Annotated in this window: 18 protein-coding genes; 14 read left to right on the forward strand and 4 right to left on the reverse strand. The window is 71.4% G+C overall.

The features are described 5' to 3' along the window. Positions 1 to 5: 5 nt before the first annotated feature. The 3 genes from ilvN to serA all read left to right on the forward strand — a co-directional run bounded on the left by ilvN (position 6) and on the right by serA (position 3,483). Entirely contained in the window at positions 6 to 530 is a 525-nt protein-coding gene (gene ilvN / locus AFM16_RS27330; protein ID WP_030793721.1) for an acetolactate synthase small subunit, read from the forward strand. A gap of 131 nt (positions 531 to 661) precedes the next feature. Then, positions 662 to 1,660, forward strand: coding sequence for a ketol-acid reductoisomerase (gene ilvC, locus AFM16_RS27335; protein ID WP_030793723.1), 999 nt, complete (start codon positions 662 to 664; stop codon positions 1,658 to 1,660). A 233-nt stretch (positions 1,661 to 1,893) separates the two neighbouring features. Continuing rightward, entirely contained in the window at positions 1,894 to 3,483 is a 1,590-nt protein-coding gene (serA, locus tag AFM16_RS27340; protein WP_030793725.1) for a phosphoglycerate dehydrogenase, read from the forward strand. Between the two features lie 113 nt (positions 3,484 to 3,596). Here serA and AFM16_RS27345 read toward each other — a convergent pair whose 3' ends face one another. Then, positions 3,597 to 5,102 carry an MFS transporter gene (locus AFM16_RS27345; RefSeq protein ID WP_030793727.1) on the reverse strand — a complete coding sequence of 502 codons (1,506 nt, stop codon included), beginning with the start codon at positions 5,100 to 5,102 and terminating at the stop codon, positions 3,597 to 3,599. 111 nt (positions 5,103 to 5,213) lie between these two features. Here AFM16_RS27345 and AFM16_RS27350 point away from each other — a divergent pair, with 111 nt between their 5' ends. Next, positions 5,214 to 5,810 (forward strand): TetR/AcrR family transcriptional regulator, encoded by a 597-nt coding sequence (locus AFM16_RS27350; RefSeq protein WP_078634920.1) that lies wholly within the window; start codon positions 5,214 to 5,216, stop codon positions 5,808 to 5,810. On the opposite strand, the gene AFM16_RS27355 is transcribed toward AFM16_RS27350, so the two are convergent. Together AFM16_RS27355 and AFM16_RS27360 are read right to left on the reverse strand one after the other, a co-directional pair. Beyond that, positions 5,785 to 6,282, reverse strand: a complete 498-nt coding sequence (locus AFM16_RS27355) for a hypothetical protein (RefSeq protein WP_245177814.1) — start codon at positions 6,280 to 6,282, stop codon at positions 5,785 to 5,787. The two genes, AFM16_RS27350 and AFM16_RS27355, sit on opposite strands and share 26 nt — an antisense overlap. A gap of 118 nt (positions 6,283 to 6,400) precedes the next feature. Beyond that, complete coding sequence (locus tag AFM16_RS27360) at positions 6,401 to 7,624, reverse strand: PucR family transcriptional regulator (protein WP_078634921.1); 1,224 nt, start codon at positions 7,622 to 7,624, stop codon at positions 6,401 to 6,403. A gap of 143 nt (positions 7,625 to 7,767) precedes the next feature. On the opposite strand from AFM16_RS27360, the gene AFM16_RS27365 reads away from it, so the two are divergent. The 5 genes from AFM16_RS27365 (at position 7,768) to AFM16_RS27380 (ending at position 13,280) form a co-directional block, all read left to right on the forward strand. After that, positions 7,768 to 8,694: a proline dehydrogenase family protein gene (locus AFM16_RS27365; protein ID WP_078634922.1), complete on the forward strand. Its 927-nt coding sequence runs from the start codon at positions 7,768 to 7,770 to the stop codon at positions 8,692 to 8,694. Between the two features lie 39 nt (positions 8,695 to 8,733). Further along, entirely contained in the window at positions 8,734 to 10,365 is a 1,632-nt protein-coding gene (gene pruA, locus AFM16_RS27370) for an L-glutamate gamma-semialdehyde dehydrogenase (protein WP_030793741.1), read from the forward strand. Between the two features lie 315 nt (positions 10,366 to 10,680). Further along, positions 10,681 to 10,815, forward strand: a complete 135-nt coding sequence (locus AFM16_RS40205) for a hypothetical protein (RefSeq protein ID WP_107419162.1) — start codon at positions 10,681 to 10,683, stop codon at positions 10,813 to 10,815. A gap of 83 nt (positions 10,816 to 10,898) precedes the next feature. Then, positions 10,899 to 11,942: a 3-isopropylmalate dehydrogenase gene (locus AFM16_RS27375; RefSeq protein ID WP_030793744.1), complete on the forward strand. Its 1,044-nt coding sequence runs from the start codon at positions 10,899 to 10,901 to the stop codon at positions 11,940 to 11,942. Positions 11,943 to 12,191: 249 nt separating this feature from the next. Further along, positions 12,192 to 13,280 carry a branched-chain amino acid aminotransferase gene (locus AFM16_RS27380; protein WP_030793747.1) on the forward strand — a complete coding sequence of 363 codons (1,089 nt, stop codon included), beginning with the start codon at positions 12,192 to 12,194 and terminating at the stop codon, positions 13,278 to 13,280. A gap of 28 nt (positions 13,281 to 13,308) precedes the next feature. On the opposite strand, the gene AFM16_RS27385 is transcribed toward AFM16_RS27380, so the two are convergent. Then, positions 13,309 to 14,757 (reverse strand): cytosine permease, encoded by a 1,449-nt coding sequence (locus tag AFM16_RS27385; protein ID WP_078634923.1) that lies wholly within the window; start codon positions 14,755 to 14,757, stop codon positions 13,309 to 13,311. 149 nt (positions 14,758 to 14,906) lie between these two features. Here AFM16_RS27385 and ureA point away from each other — a divergent pair, with 149 nt between their 5' ends. The 5 genes from ureA (at position 14,907) to cimA (ending at position 20,971) form a co-directional block, all read left to right on the forward strand. Beyond that, on the forward strand, positions 14,907 to 15,632 hold the full coding sequence (gene ureA, locus AFM16_RS27390; protein ID WP_078634924.1) for an urease subunit gamma: 726 nt from the start codon (positions 14,907 to 14,909) through the stop codon (positions 15,630 to 15,632). Next, entirely contained in the window at positions 15,629 to 17,338 is a 1,710-nt protein-coding gene (locus AFM16_RS27395) for an urease subunit alpha (RefSeq protein WP_078634925.1), read from the forward strand. The genes ureA and AFM16_RS27395 overlap by 4 nt, the downstream gene beginning before the upstream one ends. Before the next feature lie 104 nt (positions 17,339 to 17,442). Next, the gene (locus AFM16_RS27400) at positions 17,443 to 18,450 is read left to right on the forward strand and encodes an agmatine deiminase family protein (protein ID WP_179123389.1); all 1,008 of its coding nucleotides are present in this window, start codon (positions 17,443 to 17,445) and stop codon (positions 18,448 to 18,450) included. 30 nt (positions 18,451 to 18,480) lie between these two features. Further along, positions 18,481 to 19,077, forward strand: a complete 597-nt coding sequence (locus AFM16_RS27405) for a TetR/AcrR family transcriptional regulator (protein ID WP_030793761.1) — start codon at positions 18,481 to 18,483, stop codon at positions 19,075 to 19,077. A 283-nt stretch (positions 19,078 to 19,360) separates the two neighbouring features. After that, positions 19,361 to 20,971, forward strand: coding sequence for a citramalate synthase (cimA, locus tag AFM16_RS27410; protein WP_030793763.1), 1,611 nt, complete (start codon positions 19,361 to 19,363; stop codon positions 20,969 to 20,971). The last annotated feature ends 7 nt before the right edge of the window (positions 20,972 to 20,978 follow it).

A 20,978-nucleotide genomic window follows, 5' to 3' on the forward strand; every position in this document is an offset into this window, starting at 1 on the left:
GAGAAATGTCCAAGCACACGCTCTCCGTCCTGGTGGAGAACAAGCCGGGCATCCTGGCCCGGATCGCCGCCCTCTTCTCCCGCCGCGGCTTCAACATCGACTCGCTCGCGGTCGGCGTCACCGAGCACGCCGACATCTCCCGCATCACGATCGTGGTGAGCGTCGACGCCCTGCCGCTGGAGCAGGTCACCAAGCAGCTCAACAAGCTCGTCGAGGTGCTGAAGATCGTCGAACTGGAGCCGGCCCAGGCCGTCCACCGTGAACTCGTTCTGGTGAAGGTGCGCGCCGACAACGAGACGCGCTCCCAGATCGTCGAGATCGTCCAGCTCTTCCGCGCCAAGACCGTGGACGTCTCCCCGGAGGCCGTGACCATCGAGGCCACCGGCAGCAACGACAAGCTGTCCGCCATGCTCAAGATGCTGGAACCGTACGGCATCAAGGAACTGGTCCAGTCCGGCACGATCGCGATCGGACGCGGCGCCCGTTCGATCACGGACCGGTCGCTGCGCGCTCTCGACCGATCGGCATAAGGATGGGAACGGGCGGCCGCCGACCGACGGCCGCCCGGGTCACCCGCCCGCATACCGAGACCCCGAAACTCCGCTCCCGCCCGCCGTCATACGGTGGGACGCAAGACCCGTACACAAGGAGAGAACCCAAAGTGGCCGAGCTGTTCTACGACGCCGACGCCGACCTGTCCATCATCCAGGGCCGCAAGGTCGCGGTCATCGGGTACGGCAGCCAGGGCCACGCCCACGCGCTGTCCCTGCGTGACTCGGGTGTCGACGTCCGCGTCGGTCTGCACGAGGGCTCCAAGTCCAAGGCCAAGGCCGAGGAGCAGGGCCTGCGCGTGGTGACGCCCGCCGAGGCCGCCGCCGAGGCCGACGTCATCATGATCCTGATCCCGGACCCGATCCAGGCCCAGGTCTACGAGGAGTCCATCGCGCCGAACCTGAACGACGGCGACGCGCTGTTCTTCGCGCACGGCTTCAACGTCCGCTTCGGCTTCATCAAGGCCCCGGCCGGCGTCGACGTCGCCCTGGTCGCCCCGAAGGGCCCGGGTCACCTGGTCCGCCGCCAGTACGAGGAGGGCCGCGGCGTCCCCGCGATCGCCGCCGTCGAGCAGGACGCCACCGGCAACGCCTTCGCGCTCGCCCTGTCGTACGCCAAGGCCATCGGCGGCACCCGCGCCGGTGTCATCAAGACCACCTTCACCGAGGAGACCGAGACCGACCTGTTCGGTGAGCAGGCCGTGCTGTGCGGTGGCACCGCGGCGCTGGTCAAGGCGGGCTTCGAGACTCTGGTCGAGGCCGGCTACCAGCCGGAGATCGCCTACTTCGAGTGCCTCCACGAGCTGAAGCTGATCGTCGACCTCATGTACGAGGGCGGCCTGGAGAAGATGCGCTGGTCCGTCTCCGAGACCGCCGAGTGGGGCGACTACGTCACCGGCCCGCGCATCATCACCGACGCCACCAAGGCCGAGATGAAGCAGGTCCTCGCCGAGATCCAGGACGGCACCTTCGCCCGCAACTGGATGGACGAGTACCACGGCGGTCTGAAGAAGTACAACGAGTACAAGAACGCCGACTCCGAGCACCTCCTGGAGACCACCGGCAAGCAGCTCCGCAAGCTGATGAGCTGGGTGAACGAAGAGGCGTGAGCCTCACGGCCGGGGGCCGGAGCGAGCCGCTCCGGCCCTTTTGGCCATCCCGTCGAACCACGGACGGGTGATCCTTCCGCGGAGGCGTGAGGCGGCCTCCGCCGCAGCACTACACTGCTGCCTACATACGCGTTCAGGCCCACAGCGTCGTGCGTCTTCCACGCGGCTAGCCCCTCCTCCGCCTGCGGCCGTCGGGACGGCCGTCCGCACGCTTTGGACTTGTGAGGACTCACGTGAGCTCGAAACCTGTCGTACTCATCGCTGAAGAGCTGTCGCCCGCGACCGTGGACGCGCTTGGTCCGGACTTCGAGATCCGGCACTGCAACGGCGCGGACCGCGCCGAACTGCTGCCGGCCATCGCCGAGGTCGACGCCATCCTGATCCGCTCGGCCACCAAGGTCGACGCCGAGGCGATCGCCGCCGCGAACAGGCTGAAGGTCGTCGCCCGCGCCGGCGTCGGCCTGGACAACGTGGACGTCTCCGCCGCCACCAAGGCCGGCGTGATGGTCGTCAACGCCCCCACCTCCAACATCGTGACCGCCGCCGAACTGGCCTGCGGTCTGCTGCTGGCCACCGCCCGCCACATCCCGCAGGCCAACGCCGCGCTGAAGAACGGCGAGTGGAAGCGCAGCAAGTACACGGGTGTGGAGCTGGCCGAGAAGACGCTCGGTGTCGTCGGCCTCGGCCGCATCGGCGCGCTCGTCGCCCAGCGCATGTCCGCCTTCGGCATGAAGGTCGTCGCCTACGACCCCTATGTGCAGCCCGCGCGGGCCGCGCAGATGGGCGTCAAGGTCCTCACCCTCGACGAGCTGCTGGAAGTCGCCGACTTCATCACCGTCCACCTGCCCAAGACCCCCGAGACGGTCGGTCTGATCGGCGACGAGGCGCTGCGCAAGGTCAAGCCGAGCGTGCGGATCGTCAACGCCGCGCGCGGCGGGATCGTCGACGAGGAGGCGCTGTACTCGGCGCTCAAGGAGGGCCGGGTCGCCGGCGCCGGCCTCGACGTGTACGCGAAGGAGCCCTGCACGGACTCCCCGCTCTTCGAGTTCGACCAGGTCGTCGCCACCCCGCACCTCGGCGCCTCCACCGACGAGGCCCAGGAGAAGGCCGGTATCGCCGTCGCCCGCTCGGTGCGCCTCGCCCTCGCCGGCGAGCTGGTCCCGGACGCGGTGAACGTCCAGGGTGGTGTCATCGCCGAGGACGTCAAGCCGGGTCTGCCGCTGGCCGAGCGCCTGGGCCGGATCTTCACCGCGCTGGCCGGCGAGGTCGCCGTCCGCCTCGACGTCGAGGTGTACGGCGAGATCACCCAGCACGACGTGAAGGTGCTCGAACTCTCCGCGCTCAAGGGCGTCTTCGAGGACGTCGTCGACGAGACCGTGTCCTATGTCAACGCCCCGCTGTTCGCGCAGGAGCGCGGTGTCGAGGTGCGTCTGACCACCAGCTCCGAGTCGGCCGACCACCGCAACGTGGTCACCGTGCGCGGCACCCTCGGCGACGGCGAGGAGGTGTCGGTCTCCGGCACCCTGGCCGGCCCGAAGCACCTCCAGAAGATCGTCGCGGTCGGCGAGTACGACGTCGATCTCGCCCTCGCCGACCACATGGTCGTCCTCAAGTACGAGGACCGTCCCGGTGTCGTGGGCACGGTCGGCCGGATCCTCGGCGAGGCCGGGATCAACATCGCCGGTATGCAGGTGGCCCGTGCGGCGGTCGGCGGCGAGGCGCTGGCCGTGCTGACCGTGGACGACACGGTGCCCTCCGGGGTGCTGGCGGAGGTCGCGGCGGAGATCGGTGCGACGTCTGCTCGTGCGGTGAACCTGGTTTAGGCCCACCGCACTTCTGGGGGCTGCCGCCCCCAGGCCCCCGCTTCGGCCCTGAACGGGCCTTGTCCTCAAACGCCGGACGGGCTGGTTGGTCAGCCCGTCCGGCGTTTGCGATGTCACCGTCTCCGCAGTGTCGACACCGCCGTCACCGCCGCGGTCGCCAGGACCAGCGCCCCCGCCAGCGCCGCGCCCCGCATGCCGGTGGTGAACGCCTCCCGGGCCGCGGCCGCCAGGGCGTCTCCCGCGCGCCCCGGCAGTTCGTGGGCGACGGCCAGGGCGCCGCCGAGCGTCTCGCGGGCCGGGGCCGGTGCGGCGGCCGGCATCTCGTGGCGGTAGATCGCCGTACCGATGGAGCCGAGGACGGCCATGCCCAGGGCGCCGCCGAACTCGGTGCCCGTCTCCAGCAACGAGGAGGCGGAACCGGCGCGTTCGGCCGGGACCGTGCCGAGCGCCAGGTCCGTCATCTGGGAGATGACCATGACGATCCCGGAGGCGAGCACCCCGCAGGCCGCCAGGACCAGCCACATCGCGTCCGTGCCGGCCAGGGCCAGCAGGGCGTAGCCGGCGGCGGCGATCGCGAAGCCCGCCGTGACGACATGGGCCCGGGCGACGCCCTTCTGGACCAGGGAGGTGGCCAGGGGAGCGGCCATGCCGATCGGCACCGAGGGCAGCAGCGCCCACAGGGCGGCCTCCAGCGCGCTCTTGTCGAGCACCGACTGGAGGTACTGCGTGGTGAAGAAGGCCGAGCCCACCATGGCGAACGCGGAGACCAGGTTCAGCACGACCGCGGGGGCGAAGCCGGGGGCACGGAACAGGGCGGGGGAGATCATCGGGTTCGCGGCCGTGCGCTGACGGTGGACGAACAGGGCGCCGAAGAGCAGGCCCACGGTGATCGAGACGACGTAGGCGGAGTGCCAGCCCTCGGCGGTGATCTCCTTCAGGCCCCAGATCACGGGGAGCACGGCGGCCATCGACAGCGGGACGCTGGGCCGGTCGAAGCGGCCGGGGGCCGGGTCGCGGGACTCCGGCAGCAGGATCGGGCCGAGGACCAGCAGCAGGGCCATGGCGGGCAGGTTGACCAGGAAGACCGAGCCCCACCAGAAGTAGTGGACCAGCACCCCGCTCAGTACCGAGCCGAGAGCGATCCCGGCCGTCATCACCCCGGACCACAGACCGATCGCCTTGGCGCGCTGGGCGGGGTCGGTGAACATCGTGCGCACGAGGGCCATCGTCGAGGGCATCAGGGTGGCGCCGCCGATGCCGAGGACCGCGCGGGCCGCGATCAGGGTCTCGGCGCTGTTCGCGTAGGCGGCGGCCAGGGAGGCGGCGCCGAAGGCGAGGGCGCCGACGAGCAGCAGCCGGCGGCGGCCGACGCGGTCGCCGAGCGAGCCCATCGTCATCAGCAGGCCGGCCAGCACGAACGCGTAGATGTCGAAGATCCAGAGCTGCTGGGTGCCGCTCGGCTCCAGATCCGCGCTGATCGCCGGGATCGCGAAGTACAGGACGGACAGGTCCATGGAGACCAGCAGGAGCGGCAGCATCAGCACGCCGAGGGCGGTCCATTCCCGGCGTCCGGCGCGCGGGCCTGTCGAAGTCCCGTCGGTACAGGTCGAGTTCGTCATGCCGAGAACTGTACGGCTGTATTAAACGAGTGTCTAGAACGAATGTATAAGTCGCTCGTATAAGTCGCACGTCTAGGACGCCTGTATGGATCCTGGGGTACGCTGCCCCGCATGGGACACCGCGAGGATCTGCTCGAAGGCGCCAAGCGCTGCCTGCTTCAGAAGGGGTTCGCGCGCACGACCGCGCGCGACATCGTGAAGGAGTCGGGGACCAACCTCGCCTCGATCGGCTACCACTACGGCTCCAAGGACGCCCTGCTCGCGCAGGCATACGTGACGCTGGTGGAGGAGCTGTCCGACGCCTTCGACGCGGAGGCGGCCGGGCAGGCGCCGGGGGAGCCCGGCTCCCTGGAGCGGTTCCGGGCGGTCTGGGCGAACGTGGTCGCCACCATGCGCGAGCCGGGCTCGCTCTGGCGGCTCAGCATGGAGATCGTCGTCATGGGTGATCAACTGCCGGGCGTGCGCGACGAGTTGGCGCGTGCCCAGCGGGAGGGCGCGCGCGGTTTCGTCTCCCTGCTCATGGGCGTGCCCGAGGAGAAGGTCACGGACGCCACCGCCGACACCCTCGGCGGCTTCTACACGACGCTGATGCTCGGCCTGATCGCCCAGTGGACCTTCGACCCCAGGACCGCACCCGACGCCGACGCCCTCACCGAGGGCCTGCGCCAGGTCATCGAGGGCGTCACGGACGGCCCTCCCGTGCGGTGAGGGTGTCGCGCAGCCGTCGCAGATCGTCGGCCGGCCGTCCCAGGCCGTTCAACTGGCACCGGGCGGCCTCCGTACGGGCGTCCCGGCGCACGGTGAAGGCCAGGTTCGCCGACTGGTGCACCATCCACTGCCCGTAGTCCAGCAGCCGCCCCGCGTAGGCCCGCGCCTCCAGCAGATCCGGTTCGGTGAGCGTCAACTCCCGCAGCCGGGACCGCACATGCAGGATCGCCGTACCGGCGACACCGCAGTCCCGGGCCACCCGCCCGGCCACGGCACCGGGCTCACCGCACGCGGCCACCGCAGCGTCGGCCGACCGCTGAAGAGCGACGGCCTCCTCCAGCACGGCGAGCAGCGCCCCCACCTGGGCCTCGCGGGACGGCCGGGCCGGACCGGCCCGCACCCGCCGCCGACCGAGGAACGGAACGGCACGACGCCACAACGCCACACCGGTCCGGGCCGACGATACGGACATGGCACCTCCTGGCCGGCACGACCGGACCGGGAACCGTCGACGGACCCGCCCCGGCTGCGGCGAGCCCCTGGCCTCCCAGTGTGCGCCTCCACGGCCCCGGGCCGCCCCCTCCCGACGGTCAGCCCCCGGCCGGACCCGACAGCCGCGCCGCCTTCAGCGCCATGTGCAGCAGCAGGCGGTCCTCGCCCTCGTCCAGGTCCAGGCCCGTGAGCTGTTCCACGCGGGACAGGCGGTAGTACAAGGTCTGGCGGTGGATGCCCAGTTCGGCGGCGGTGCGGCCGGCCTGGCCCGCGCGGTCGAGGTAGACCTCGGCGGTGCGGGCGAGTTCGCGGTGGGCCGGGGTCAACAGGGGGCGTACCGAAGGGTCTTGGGAGGACTGCGGGGGGAGGGCCGTGAGGAGGCGGTACGGGCCGATGGACGCCCACTGGGCCACCGGGCCGAGACGGGGTTCCGCGAGCGCCGCCCGTGCCGAGGCCGCCGCCTCACGCCAGGCCGTGCCCAGGTCCGTCAGGCCCGACCGGCCGGCCGCGACACCCGCCGCCGCGCCCGGCGCCCGCTCCAGCAGCCGGTGCGCCACCGCTCCCGCCGCGGTCGGCACGTCCGGGGCGCGCAGCCGCACCAGCACCGCCAGACACCGGCCCGCCGTGTCCCACGGCACCGCGCACAGCGCCGTCGCCCCCGGGAGCGTGCGCAGGGACGGCGCGTCGTCCGGCTCCGCCGACGGCCAGGGCGCCACGCACACCACCGTGTGCGGGCCGTCGGCGCGCACCCCGAGCGCCGTGCGCAGCTCGGCCACCGCCATGTCCCGCTGCCAGTCGGCCCCCGCGGTCAGCACCGCCCGCAGCTCCCGGGTGAGGTCAGCCCCGTGCTGCGCCTCGTCCGCGAGCAGCGCGCCGATCCGCCCGGCGACCTCCATCGCGGCCGCGAGCTGCGCGTCCGAGGGCCCCGGATCGTCGTCCAGCAGCCAGACGTACCCGAGGACGACCCCCCGATGGCGTACCGGGAGGCAGATCCGCCCCCGGTACACGCCCGCCTCCGGGGTGGGCGGGATCCGGACCGGGCCGGTCGCCCGGGTGATGCCGAAGCCCTCGAACCAGGTGCGGACCGCCGCCGTGGAGCGCCGGGTCAGGATCGAGCGGGTGCGCACCGGGTCCAGCGCCGCCGCGTCCAGCTCGTCCTCACTGTCGTAGGCGCCGAACGCGATCAGTTCGAAGTCCCGGTTCTCCAGGGTCGCGGGGGCGCCGAGCAGCTCGGAGATCTCGTCGACCGGCTCCTGGTAGTCACCCCTGTGTTCGGACGTCACCGGGGCATTCTCTCCCATCCCCGGGGAGCCTTCATACATATGTCTGAGATCCGCGGCACGGATGCGTGACAGGTGTCGATGGCCGACGATCGGAGGGATCCTTAGGTTTCACGGTGGTTCTCCGTGCCGTTCCCGGACCGTCGGGTGTCGGCCTCGTATGGGTTGGTATGTGGAGGTGCCCCGTGCTGGGTCCCGTGATTCTCGCCGCGTCGCGCAGCGACCGGATGCGACGCCTGATCTCGGCGGCTCCGGTCACCAAGCAGGTCGTCGACCGGTTCATCCCCGGTGAGACGGTCGACGACATCGTCCCGATCGTCGAGGACCTCACCGGCCGCGGCCTGGAGCTGACGATGGACGTCGTCGGCGAGGACATCACCACCCCCGAGCAGGCCGCCGCCGCCCGCGACGCCTACCTCACGCTGATCGACCGGCTGCGCGACCTCGGCCTCGGCGAGCGGGTCGAGATGTCCGTCAAGCTGTCCATGTTCGGTCAGGCGCTGGAGGGCGGCCACGAGCTGGCCCTCGCCAACGTCCGCCCGGTCGTCGAGGCCGCCGCCGCCATCGGCACCACCGTCACCCTCGACGCCGAGGACCACACCACCCTCGACTCGATGTTCGCCATCCACGAGGAGCTGCGGAAGGACTTCCCGCAGACCGGCTGCGTCATCCAGGCGTACCTCTTCCGCACCGAGGCCGACGCCCGCCGCCTCGCCGACAGCGCCAGCCGCGTCCGGCTCGTCAAGGGCGCCTACAAGGAGCCCGCCGAGGTCGCCTACCAGCAGAAGCACGAGATCGACAAGGCGTACGTCCGGATCCTGCGCACCCTCATGGAGGGCGAGGGGTACCCGATGATCGGGTCCCACGACCCGCGCCTGATCTCGATCGCCCAGGAACTCGCCCGCAAGGCCGGCCGCAAGCTCGACGAGTACGAGTTCCAGATGCTGTACGGCATCCGCGGCGAGGAGCACCTGCGGCTCGCCGCCGAGGGCCACCGCATGCGCGTCTACACCGCCTACGGCACCGACTGGTACGGCTACTTCATGCGCCGCCTCGCCGAGAAGCCGGCGAACCTGCGCTTCTTCGCGCGCAGCATGCTCACCAAGGGCTGAGCCCGAACCACCCGCTCAAGTCAAGGAGTTACGGATCTCATGGACGCTGTGACCCAGGTCCCCACCCCCGTCAACGAGCCGGTGCACGGCTACGCCCCCGGTTCGCCCGAGCGTGCCCGGCTTGAGGCCAAGCTCAAGGAGCTGGCCGACAACCCGGTCGAGCTGCCCATGACCATCGGCGGCGTGAAGCGGCTCGGCGGCGGCGAGCCCTTCCGGGTGGTCCAGCCGCACAACCACCAGGCCGTCCTCGGCACCGGCCGGCACGCCACGCGCCAGGACGCGCAGGACGCGATCGACGCCGCCCTCGCCGCCGCCCCGGCCTGGCGCGCGATGTCCTTCGACGACCGCGCCGCGATCATCCTGCGCGCGGCCGAGCTGCTGGCCGGCCCCTGGCGCGAGACCATCGCCGCCTCCACCATGCTGGGCCAGTCCAAGACCGCCCAGCAGGCCGAGATCGACAGCCCCTGCGAGCTGGTCGACTTCTGGCGCTTCAACGTCCACTACGCCCGCCAGATCCTGGCCGAGCAGCCCCCGGCCAACTCGCCGGGCGTGTGGAACCGCCTCGACCACCGCCCGCTCGAGGGCTTCGTCTACGCGATCACGCCGTTCAACTTCAGCGCCATCGCCGCCAACCTGCCGACCGCCCCCGCCCTGATGGGCAACGTGGTGGTCTGGAAGCCGTCCCCCACCCAGACCCACGCGGCCGTCCTTCTCATGGAGCTGCTGGAGGAGGCGGGGCTGCCCAAGGGCGTCATCAACCTCGTCACCGGCGACGGCATCGCCGTCTCCGAGGTCGCCCTGGAACACCGCGACCTGGCCGGCATCCACTTCACCGGCTCGACCAAGACCTTCCAGTACCTGTGGAAGACGGTCGGCAACAACATCGAGAAGTACCGCTCCTACCCGCGGCTGGTCGGCGAGACCGGCGGCAAGGACTTCGTCGTCGCCCACCCGAGCGCCGACCGCGCGGTCCTGAAGACGGCCCTCACCCGGGGTGCCTTCGAGTACCAGGGCCAGAAGTGTTCGGCGACCTCCCGCGCCTACATCCCGGCGTCGATCTGGAACTCCGGCTTCAAGGAGGAGTTCGCCGCCGAGATCGACGGCCTCACCATGGGTGACGTCACCGACCTGTCGCACTTCCTCGGCGCCGTCATCGACGAGCGGTCCTTCGCCAAGAACAAGGCCGCCATCGACCGCGCCAAGGCCGACCCGACCTGCACGATCGTCGCGGGCGGCAGCTACGACGACTCGGTCGGCTGGTTCGTCCGTCCGACGGTCGTCGAGTGCACCGACCCGGAGAACGAGGTGTTCACCACCGAGTACTTCGGCCCGATCCTCGCCGTGCACGTCTACGAGGACGACGCCTACGACGCGATGCTGACCCAGATGGAGTCGGTGTCCGACTACGCCCTGACCGGCTCGGTCATCTCCAACGACCGTGCCGCGACCGCGTACACGATGGAGAAGCTGCGCTACGCGGCCGGCAACTTCTACATCAACGACAAGTCGACCGGTGCCGTCGTCGGCCAGCAGCCCTTCGGCGGCGGCCGCGCCTCCGGCACCGACGACAAGGCCGGCGCCCCGCAGAACCTGATGCGCTGGACGCTGACCCGCGCCATCAAGGAGACGCTGGTCGCCCCGACCGACTACACGTACCCGCACATGGGCTGACGCCTGCGCGGTACCCCCAGTCCTCCCCCCCCCCCTGGGAGCAGGGCCGGGCCCCCTCACGGGCCCGGCCCTTTCCCATGCCCTTTCCCGCGCCCGTTTCCCGTGCCCGTCTCAGATAGTAGGAAGTCCGACTAACTGTGGAGACAGGCGCGTGCTCCTCCCTTAGTTTTGTAGGAGCCGAACGTCTCGCTCGATCAAGCGAATGGCGGTCGAGAGCCGACCCGTGCAGGCAACCCCTGCGGCCGTGCTCCCCGCCCACCGGCGTCTCGCAATCCCATTTCCGCACTCCCTGGTCTTCGAAGGAGTCGATTTCCCATGGCCGAGACGACCGTCCGCCGCCGAGTCCGCCACACCTCCCGTACGAGCGAGTCCGACCGCAAGAACGCCGCCGCCGCGCTCCAGCGCGCCCTCGACCGCCGCGACAACGGCGGCGAGACCGGCCACCTGTAGGCCGCCTGCCTCGGAACCCCGCCTCCTCGTCCGTATGGCGGACGGTCCGTGTCATCACCTGGGACGAGGAGTAGGGTTCCCGCATGTCTCGCAGCATCAATCTCGCAGTGATTCCCGGTGACGGCATCGGCCAGGAGGTCGTGGCCGAAGGTCTGAAGGTCCTCTCCGCCGTCCTTCCGCAGGATGTGAAGCTGGAGACCGAGCAGTACGACTTCGGCGCCAAGCGGTACCACGACACCGGTGAGACCCTCACCGACGCCGACCTCGACGCGCTCAAGCGGCACGACGCGATCCTGCTGGGCGCCATCGGCGACCCGTCGGTCCCCTCCGGCGTCCTGGAGCGCGGCTTCCTGCTCAAGCTCCGCTTCGCCTTCGACCACCACGTCAACCTGCGTCCCTCGAAGCTCCTGCCGGGTGTCGCCACCCCGCTGGCCGGCGAGCCGAGCATCGACTTCGTCGTGGTCCGCGAGGGCACCGAGGGCCCCTACACGGGCAACGGCGGCACCATCCGCAAGGGCACCGAGCACGAGGTCGCCACCGAGGTCTCCGTGAACACGGCCTTCGGTGTCGAGCGCGTCGTCCGCGACGCCTTCGCCCGCGCCCAGGCCCGCCCGCGCAAGAAGCTCACGCTCGTCCACAAGAACAACGTGCTGACCTTCGCCGGACACCTGTGGACCAACGTCTTCAACAAGGTGGCCGAGGAGTTCCCCGAGGTCACCACCGACTACATCCATGTCGACGCGGCGACGATCTACCTCGTCACCGACCCCGCCCGCTTCGACGTGATCGTCACCGACAACCTCTTCGGCGACATCATCACCGACCTCGCCGCGGCCGTCTCCGGCGGCATCGGCGTCGCCGCGAGCGGCAACATCAACCCCTCCGGCGAGTTCCCGTCGATGTTCGAGCCCGTGCACGGCTCCGCGCCCGACATCGCCGGCCAGGGCAAGGCCGACCCGACCGCCACGGTCCTGTCCGTCGCCCTCCTGCTGCGCCATCTGGGCTACGACGCCGAGGCCGCGCGAATCGAGGAGGCCGTCTCCGCCGACCTCGCGGAGCGCACCGGCAAGCCCGCCCGCAGCACGTCCGAGATCGGCGACGCGCTCGCCGTACGAGTAGCCGGCTGACCCGCGCCGCTCGCACACACCTCGAAGCCGCCGGGTCGCATCCGCACCCGGCGGCTTTCCCCTGTCCCCCGCCGGGTGCCACCATCATCCCCTGGGTCGCATTCACGCCGTTTTCTTCCACGGTTCCCGCTTGCGATAATCGAACGCGGAGCCGCGGAGTGAGGGAATGCTCGGACGTCCTAGCACAGGCCACCGGCCGGGTGGACGTGAGCGCGGCCCGTCACTACAACCGGTGAAGGACAACCACTCATGACGACGCCCACGATCGAGCTCAAGCCCTCCGCCAGCCCCCTCGCCACCGCCGAGCGGGAGGCGATCCTGGCGAACCCCGGGTTCGGCCGCCACTTCACCGACCACATGGTGACGATCAAGTGGACCGAGGGCCGCGGCTGGCACGACGGCCAGCTCGTCCCGTACGCGCCGATCCCCCTGGACCCGGCCACCACCGTCCTGCACTACGCCCAGGAGATCTTCGAGGGTCTGAAGGCGTACCGCCGCCCCGACGGCTCGGTCGCCACCTTCCGCCCGGACCGCAACGCCAAGCGCTTCCAGGCGTCCGCCCGCCGGCTCGCCATGCCCGAGCTGCCCGTCGAGACGTTCATCGCGGCCTGTGACGCGCTGGTCGCCCAGGACAAGGACTGGGTGCCCGCGCACGGCGGCGAGGAGTCCCTCTACCTGCGCCCCTTCATGATCGCGACCGAGGTCGGCCTCGGTGTGAAGCCGGCCAACGAGTACCTCTTCCTGGTGATCGCCTCCCCGGCCGGCGCCTACTTCCCCGGCGGCGTCAAGCCGGTCTCCATCTGGGTCTCCGAGGACCACGTCCGCGCCGTCCCCGGCGGTATGGGCGACGCCAAGACCGGCGGCAACTACGCGGCCTCCCTCCTCGCCCAGGCCGAGGCCGCCGAGCAGGGCTGCGCCCAGGTCTGCTACCTCGACGCGGTCGAGCGCACCTGGGTCGAGGAACTCGGCGGCATGAACCTGTACTTCGTGTACGGCAACAAGATCATCACCCCGTCGCTGACCGGCTCCATCCTGGAGGGCGTCACCCGCGACAGCCTCCTCACCGTCGCCCGCGACCTGGGCTACGAGGCCGAGGAGGGCCGGATCTCCGTCGACCAGTGGCAGCGCGACTCCGCCGACGGCTCCCTCACCGAGGTCTTCGCCTGCGGCACCGCCGCCGTGATCACCCCGGTCGGCACGGTCAAGCGCACCGGCGCCGAGTGGCAGCAGTCCGGCGGCGAGCCCGGCGAGGTCACGCTGCGGCTGCGCCAGGCCCTGCTGGACATCCAGCGCGGCACGGCCGCCGACACCCACGGCTGGATGCACCCGCTCGGCTGACCCGGAGCGTCCCGCACCGGGACCCCGCTCACACCGGGGCGCTCTCCTGGGAGGCGCCCCGGTCGGCCGTCCCCGGCTCGCCCTCCGCCACGGCCGGTGCCGTCCCCCGGCTCAGCGCGAGGTACAGCAGACCGCCGACCGTGCCCGACAGCAGGAAACTGCAGTCCACCCCGCCCGTCAGGGACAGCAGCGGACCCTCGTGGGACGGCAGGGAGACGGCGGCCAGACCGACCGCGGCGCCCAGCGCCCAGGAGACGGTCGCGCGGACGTTCCAGCCGGACCGGTACCAGTAGATCCCGCCCCGGGAGCGGCGGTTGAAGACCTGGAGGGCGTCGGCGTCGTAGACCCCGCGGCAGCGGGCGAAGCCGATCAGGGTGATGACCGCCCAAGGGGTGCCGATCGCCGTCAGCAGCAGGACGAACGACGTCATGGCGGACTGCGCGTCCGAGGCGTAGTGCCCCACGAACACACACGCCGTGGCGACGACGGCGACCGCGTACGTGGCCCGCGCCCGGGAGGCGCGCGGCAGGATCGCGTCCAGGTCCAGGCCCATGGAGTAGAGCATCAGACCGGCGTTGCCGACCGAGCCCGCGGAGGCGGCGAGCAGCAGCGGCACCAGGTACCAGCCGGGCGCCGCGTCCACCAGCGGGCCCGCGTAGTCTGTCGCCGCCCGGGCCGCGTACGCCGTGAAGGTGCCGAAGAGCTGGGGGACGAGCAGCCCGGCGGTCAGGCCCAGCCAGGTGGCGTGCAGGACCCGGCGGGAGGAGTACCGGGCGGGGGAGATGTAACGGGTGTAGTCGCCCAGCAGGGTGATGAAGGCGACCGGCCCGGACAGTCCCGCGGCCACCGTCGCCAGCAGCCACGTCGGCCAGAACCCGTCGAGCAGATATCCGCCCGCCTCGGGCAGCGCCCCGGTCGTGAAGTGCGGGGCGTACGCGACCACGCCGACGACCAGCAGCGCCGTCATACCGACCGCCAGCACCCGGGACATGGCGAGCAGCACCCGGTAGCCGTACACCGCGCCCGCCACCGTCGCCGCCGCGAGCAGCCCGTAGACGATCCCGTACGCCGCTCCGCTCGCCTCCAGTCCGAAGAGCCGGCCGAGCACGCTCACCATCACGTCCCCGCCGATCCACACGGTCAGGGCGGTGTAGCCGAGGGCGAGCAGCAGGCCCACGACCGAGCCGACCAGCCGTCCGCGCACCCCGAACTGGGCGCCGGAGGAGGTGGAGAGGTTGGTCGCGGTGCGCAGCGAGACCAGGGCGAGCGGGGCGGTGAACAGGGTGCCGACGAGCGTGCCCACCACGACCGAGGAGACCGACGCCCACCAGCCGAGTCCGAAGGACGGCGGCAGCCAGCCGAAGATGATCACACCGAGGCAGAGGTTGGAGCCGAGCAGGATCGAGACGAGGTCCTTCGGCCCGCTGGTCCGTTCCCTCTCCGGGATGGTGTCGACCCCGTGCTGTTCGATCGGCATGGCTGGTCTCCTTCGACGGCCGCCTGGCTGAATGTTTGAGCGGCGTTCAATGTGACGCAGTCGAAGTTGGTCCGTCAACGTTTCGTTTGCATGAATCTCGCGTTTAGAGTGATGCTCTAAGCCCAGGGAACGCAAGGAGGTGCCGCGACGTGAGACTGACCCCCACCGAACGCGACCGGCTGCTGCTCTTCGGCGCCGCCGAGCTGGCCCGCGCCCGCCGCGCCCGGGGCCTGCGGCTGAACGTGCCGGAGGCCACCGCCCTCATCGCCGACACCGTCTGCGAGGCCGCCCGCGACGGCGCCCGGCTCGCCGAGGCGATCGAGCGCGCCCGCTCGGTGCTCGGGCCGGACGACGTCCTGCCCGGTGTCGCGGACGTCGTCACCGAGGTCCATGTCGAGGCCGTCTTCGACGACGGCTCCCGGCTCGCGGTCGTCTCCGCCCCGATCGCGGGCGGCCTGGGCGACCGGGCCCCCGGCGCACTGCTCCCGCGGCCCGAGGACACGAGCGAGGACGCCGGGTCCGGCGAGCCCGAGCCCGCCCTCCGGCTGACCGTCACCAACACCGCCGGCGTGCCCGTCTCCGTCACCTCCCACTTCCACTTCTTCGAGGCCAACCCCCGCCTGGACTTCGACCGTCCGGCCGCCTACGGGATGCGGCTCGCCGTCCCCGCCGGGTCGTCGGTGCGGTTCGGGCCGGGGGAGTCGCTGGAGATCGGCCTGGTGCCGATCGGCGGCGCCCGTGTCGCCGTCGGCTTCGCCGGACTCGTCGACGGACCGCTGGACGCGCCCGGCGCCCGCGCGGAGGCGCTGCGCCGCGCAGCCGCCTGTGGCTATCTCGGCGTACCGGAAACCCCTGAGCAGGAGGCCGACCGATGAGCCGCCCCGGAGGCCACCCCGCCGAGGCCCGCCGTCTCACCCCCCACGAGTACGCCGCGACCCACGGCCCGCGGGCCGGCGACCGGATCCGCCTCGGTGACTCGGGCCTGGTGATCCGCGTGGAGTCCGACTCCCAGCGGCCCGGCGACGAGTTCCTCGCGGGGTTCGGCAAGACCGCCCGGGACGGACTGCACCTCAAGGCCGCCGCGGTCCGCGAGACCTGTGACGTCGTGATCAGCAATGTCGTCGTGATCGACGCCGTGCTGGGCGTGCGGAAGGTGTCCATCGGCATCCGCGAGGGGCGGATCCACGCCATCGGCCGGGCCGGCAACCCCGACACCCTCGACGGTGTCGACGTCGTGGTGGGCACCGGCACCTCCATCGTCTCCGGCGAGGGGCTGATCGCCACCGCCGGGGCCGTCGACACCCATGTCCATCTGCTGTCCCCGCGGATCATGGAGGCGTCCCTCGCCTCCGGGGTGACCACGGTCATCGGGCAGGAGTTCGGCCCGGTGTGGGGCGTCGGCGTCAACTCGCCCTGGGCGCTGCGCCACGCGTTCAACGCCTTCGACGCCTGGCCCGTCAACATCGGCTTCCTGGCCCGGGGTTCGTCCTCCGACCCGGCCCCGCTCGTGGAGGCGCTCGCCGAAGGCGGCGCGTCCGGGTTCAAGGTGCACGAGGACATGGGCGCCCACACCCGCGCCCTGGACACCGCCCTGCGGGTCGCCGAGGAGCACGACGTCCAAGTGGCCCTGCACAGCGACGGGTTGAACGAGTGCCTGTCCGTCGAGGACACCCTGCGGGTGCTGGAGGGGCGGACCATCCACGCCTTCCACATCGAGGGCTGCGGCGGCGGTCATGTGCCCAACGTGCTGAAGATGGCCGGGGTCCCGAACGTCATCGGCTCCTCCACCAACCCCACCCTGCCCTTCGGCCGGGACGCCGTCGCCGAGCACTACGGCATGATCGTCTCCGTCCACGACCTCAAGACCGATCTGCCCGGCGACGCCGCCATGGCCCGCGACCGCATCCGCGCCGGCACCATGGGCGCCGAGGACGTCCTGCACGACCTGGGCGCGATCGGCATCACCTCCTCCGACGCGCAGGGCATGGGCCGCGCGGGCGAGACCGTCCGCCGCACCTTCGCCATGGCCGGGAAGATGAAGGCCGAGTTCGGCGCGCCCGAGGACCACGACAACGAACGCGTCCTGCGGTACATCGCCAAACTGACGATCAACCCCGCGATCGCGCACGGACTCGCGCACGAGATCGGGTCGATCGAGACCGGCAAGCTCGCCGACATCGTGCTGTGGCGCCCCGAATACTTCGGCGCCAAACCGCAGTTGGTGCTCAAGTCCGGCTTCCCGGCCTACGGCGTGGTGGGCGACCCCAACGCGGCCACCGACACCTGCGAACCCCTCGTCCTGGGACCGCAGTTCGGGTCCTACGGCGCCACCCCCGCCGATCTCTCCGTGGCGTTCGTGTCCCGGGCCGCGCTCGACCGGGGCGACGACCGGATGCCGACCCGCCGCCGCCGGGTCGCCGTGCGCGGCACCCGCGGGATCGGCCCGGCCGATCTGCGCCTCAACTCCCGTACCGGAGCGGTCGACGTCGACCGGCGCACCGGCCTTGTCACCCTCGACGGAGAGCTGCTGCGCTCCGAACCGGCCGACTCCGTCTCCCTCAACCGCCTGTACTTCCTCTGACGCCGCCAAGGACACCGGACATGAGCCCGAAGACCACGCCCGCCCCGGCCACCGCCACCTCGGCCACCGCCACGTCGGCCACCCCCGCCGCCGACGGCTTCCGCATGCCCGCCGAGTGGACCCCGCACGCCCGCACCTGGATGGCGTGGCCCGGCCCCAACCCCACCTTCGACGACCGGGACGACCTGATCGCCGCCCGGATGGCCTGGGCCTCCGTGGCCCGTGCCGTCCTGCGCTTCGAACCCGTGACGGTGGTGTGCGGCCCCGGCCGGTCGGCGGAGGCGCAGACGATGCTCGGACCGGGCGTCGACACCGTCGAACGCGACCTGGACGACGCCTGGATGCGCGACATCGGGCCCACCTTCCTCACGAACGGCCGTGAACTCGCCGCCGTCGACTGGACGTTCAACGGCTGGGGCGCCCAGGAGTGGGCCCGCTGGGAGCACGACGCGAAGATCGCCGCCCATGTCGCCGATCTCGCCGGGGCCCGCACGTACGCCTCGAAGCTGGTGAACGAGGGCGGCGCGATCCATGTCGACGGCGAGGGCACGGTCCTGCTGACCGAGACGGTCCAGCTCGGCCCGGAGCGCAACCCCGGCTGGACGCGCGCCGAGGTCGAGGCCGAGATCCACGCCATGCTCGGCACCCGCAAGGCGATCTGGCTGCCCCGCGGCCTCACCGGCGACTATCCCCCGTACGGCTACGGCACCCTCGGCCATGTCGACATCGTCGCCGCGTTCGCCCGCCCCGGTGTCGTCGTCGCCCACTCCCAGCCGGACCCCGCCCACCCCGACCACGAGGTGAGCACAGAGGTCATCGGCCTGCTGAAGGCGCAGACCGACGCCCGCGGCCGCCGTCTGGAGGTCGTGGAGGTCCCGGCGCCCACCGTCCTGGAGGCCGACGGGCACTGGGCCGACTACTCCTACATCAACCACTACCTCTGCAACGGCGGCGTCGTGCTCTGCGGCTTCGACGACCCCCGGGACGAGACGGCGGCGGGCATCTTCCGCCGGCTGTTCCCCGAGCGGACGGTGACCCTGGTCGACGCCCGTACGATCTTCTCCGGCGGTGGTGGCATCCACTGCATCACCCAGCAGCAGCCGAGGATCTAGAGGGATCCGGACGATCGAGGAGTACAGCGGATGGCCGGTGCGCGCCGGAACGCCCCGCCCCGTGAGGAGGTCCTCGCCGCCGCCATGGCGATGATCGCCGAACGCGGTCTGGAGAAGCTGACGATGGCGGCGCTCGGCCGCGAGGTCGGCATGAGCAGCGGCCATCTCCTCTACTACTTCCACTCCAAGGACGAACTCCTGCTCCAGGCCCTGGAGTGGAGCGAGGGCCGCCTGGGCGCCGAGCGCTCCCGGCTGCTCACCCGCGGGGGCTCCGCCCGCGAACGGCTCGACGCCTACGTCGGCCTGTACGTCCCCGACGGCCACCGCGACCCGCACTGGACGCTCTGGCTGGAGGTCTGGACCCGCTCGCAGAACGCCGACGACACCGCCCGCGACCGGCAGGCCGCCATCGAGGGCGCCTGGCACCGCGACCTGGTCGCCCTGCTCGCCGAGGGCGTCTCGCGCGGCGAGTTCCGCCCCGTCGACGCCGACCGCTTCGCCACCCGGCTGCGCGCCCTGCTCGACGGCCTCTCCATCCATGTGGCGATCGGCCTGCGCGGCACCGGCCGGGACCGGGCGCTCGCGCACGTCCGCGAGTTTCTCGATACCGCACTGCTCGCATCCTGAGACACTCCGTGAGCACCCGGGCGGCCTGTGCCAGACTTCCCCCGTGCTCTCGTTCGCCACGATTATTGGCAGCAGGCGCGCCGGTCCGCAGTGACCACCACGTACGACCAGGTACGGGTGGCCACCGTCGTCCTCGACCCGCGCGCAGACCTCTCGCACCCGCGAGGGGTTTTTCGCTTTTCTGGCCCACCCGCAGCCGGGAGCGAGCGCACGAGGGACCATGGGGACGGTGGAGCCGGTCATTCCGGTAAGACCGAAGATCCACAACAGGAGCCTTGAGACCATGACCGAGACGGCAACCAGCGAACTCGACGACTCGTTCCACGTCTTCGACACCACCTTGCGCGACGGCGCCCAGCGGGAGGGCATCAACCTCACCGTCGCCGACAAGCTCGCGATCGCACGGCACCTGGACGACTTCGGCGTCGGCTTCATCGAGGGCGGCTGGCCCGGCGCCAACCCGCGGGACACCGAGTTCTTCGCCCGCGCGCGGCAGGAGATCGACTTCAAGCACGCCAAGCTGGTGGCCTTCGGCGCGACCCGCAGGCCCGGTGCGAAGGCAGCCGAGGACCCGCAGGTCAAGGCGCTGCTGGAGTCCGGCGCGCCGGTCGTCACCCTGGTCGCCAAGTCCCATGACCGGCATGTGGAACTCGCCCTGCGCACCACCCTGGACGAGAACCTGGAGATGGTCCGGGACACCGTCTCCCATCTGCGCGCGCAGGGCCGCCGGGTGTTCGTCGACTGCGAGCACTTCTTCGACGGCTACCGCGCCAACCCCGAGTACGCCAAGGCCGTCGTGCGCACCGCGTCCGAGGCCGGCGCGGACGTCGTCATCCTGTGCGACACCAACGGCGGCATGCTGCCCGCCCAGGTGCAGGCGGTCGTCTCCACGGTCCTCGCCGACACCGGCGCCCGGCTCGGCATCCACGCCCAGGACGACACCGGCTGCGCCGTCGCCAACACCCTCGCCGCGGTGGACGCGGGCGCGACCCACGTCCAGTGCACGGCGAACGGCTACGGCGAGCGCGTCGGCAACGCCAACCTCTTCCCGGTCGTCGCCGCCCTGGAGCTGAAGTACGGCAAGCGGGTGCTGCCCGAGGGCCGGCTGCGCGAGATGACCCGGATCTCGCACGCCGTCGCCGAGGTCGTCAACCTCACGCCCTCCACCCACCAGCCCTATGTGGGTGTCTCCGCCTTCGCCCACAAGGCCGGTCTGCACGCCTCCGCCATCAAGGTCGACCCGGACCTCTACCAGCACATCGACCCCGAGCAGGTCGGCAACACCATGCGGATGCTGGTCTCCGACATGGCGGGCCGCGCCTCGGTCGAGCTGAAGGGCAAGGAACTCGGCGTCGACCTCGGCGGCGACCGCGAACTCGTCGGCCGGGTCGTGGAGCGCGTCAAGGAACGCGAACTCAAGGGCTATACGTACGAAGCGGCCGACGCCTCCTTCGAGCTGCTGCTGCGCGCCGAGGTCGAGGGCCGCCCGCTGAAGTACTTCGACGTCGAGTCCTGGCGGGCCATCGTCGAGGACCGCCCCGACGGCACCCACGCCAACGAGGCCACGGTGAAGCTGTGGGCCAAGGGCGAGCGCATCGTCGCCACGGCGGAGGGCAACGGCCCGGTCAACGCCCTCGACCGGGCCCTGCGCGTCGCCCTGGAGAAGATCTACCCGCAGCTCGCCAAGCTCGACCTGGTGGACTACAAGGTCCGCATCCTCGAAGGCGTCCACGGCACCCAGTCCACCACCCGCGTCCTGATCTCCACGACGGACGGGGCGGGGGAGTGGTCGACGGTCGGTGTCGCCGAGAACGTCATCGCCGCGTCCTGGCAGGCCCTGGAGGACGCGTACACCTACGGTCTGCTGCGGGCGGGCGTCACCCCGGCCGAGTAGGCACCCC

Origin of the sequence: Streptomyces antibioticus (assembly GCF_002019855.1) — a bacterium.
Classification (GTDB): Bacteria; Actinomycetota; Actinomycetes; order Streptomycetales; family Streptomycetaceae; genus Streptomyces; species Streptomyces antibioticus_B.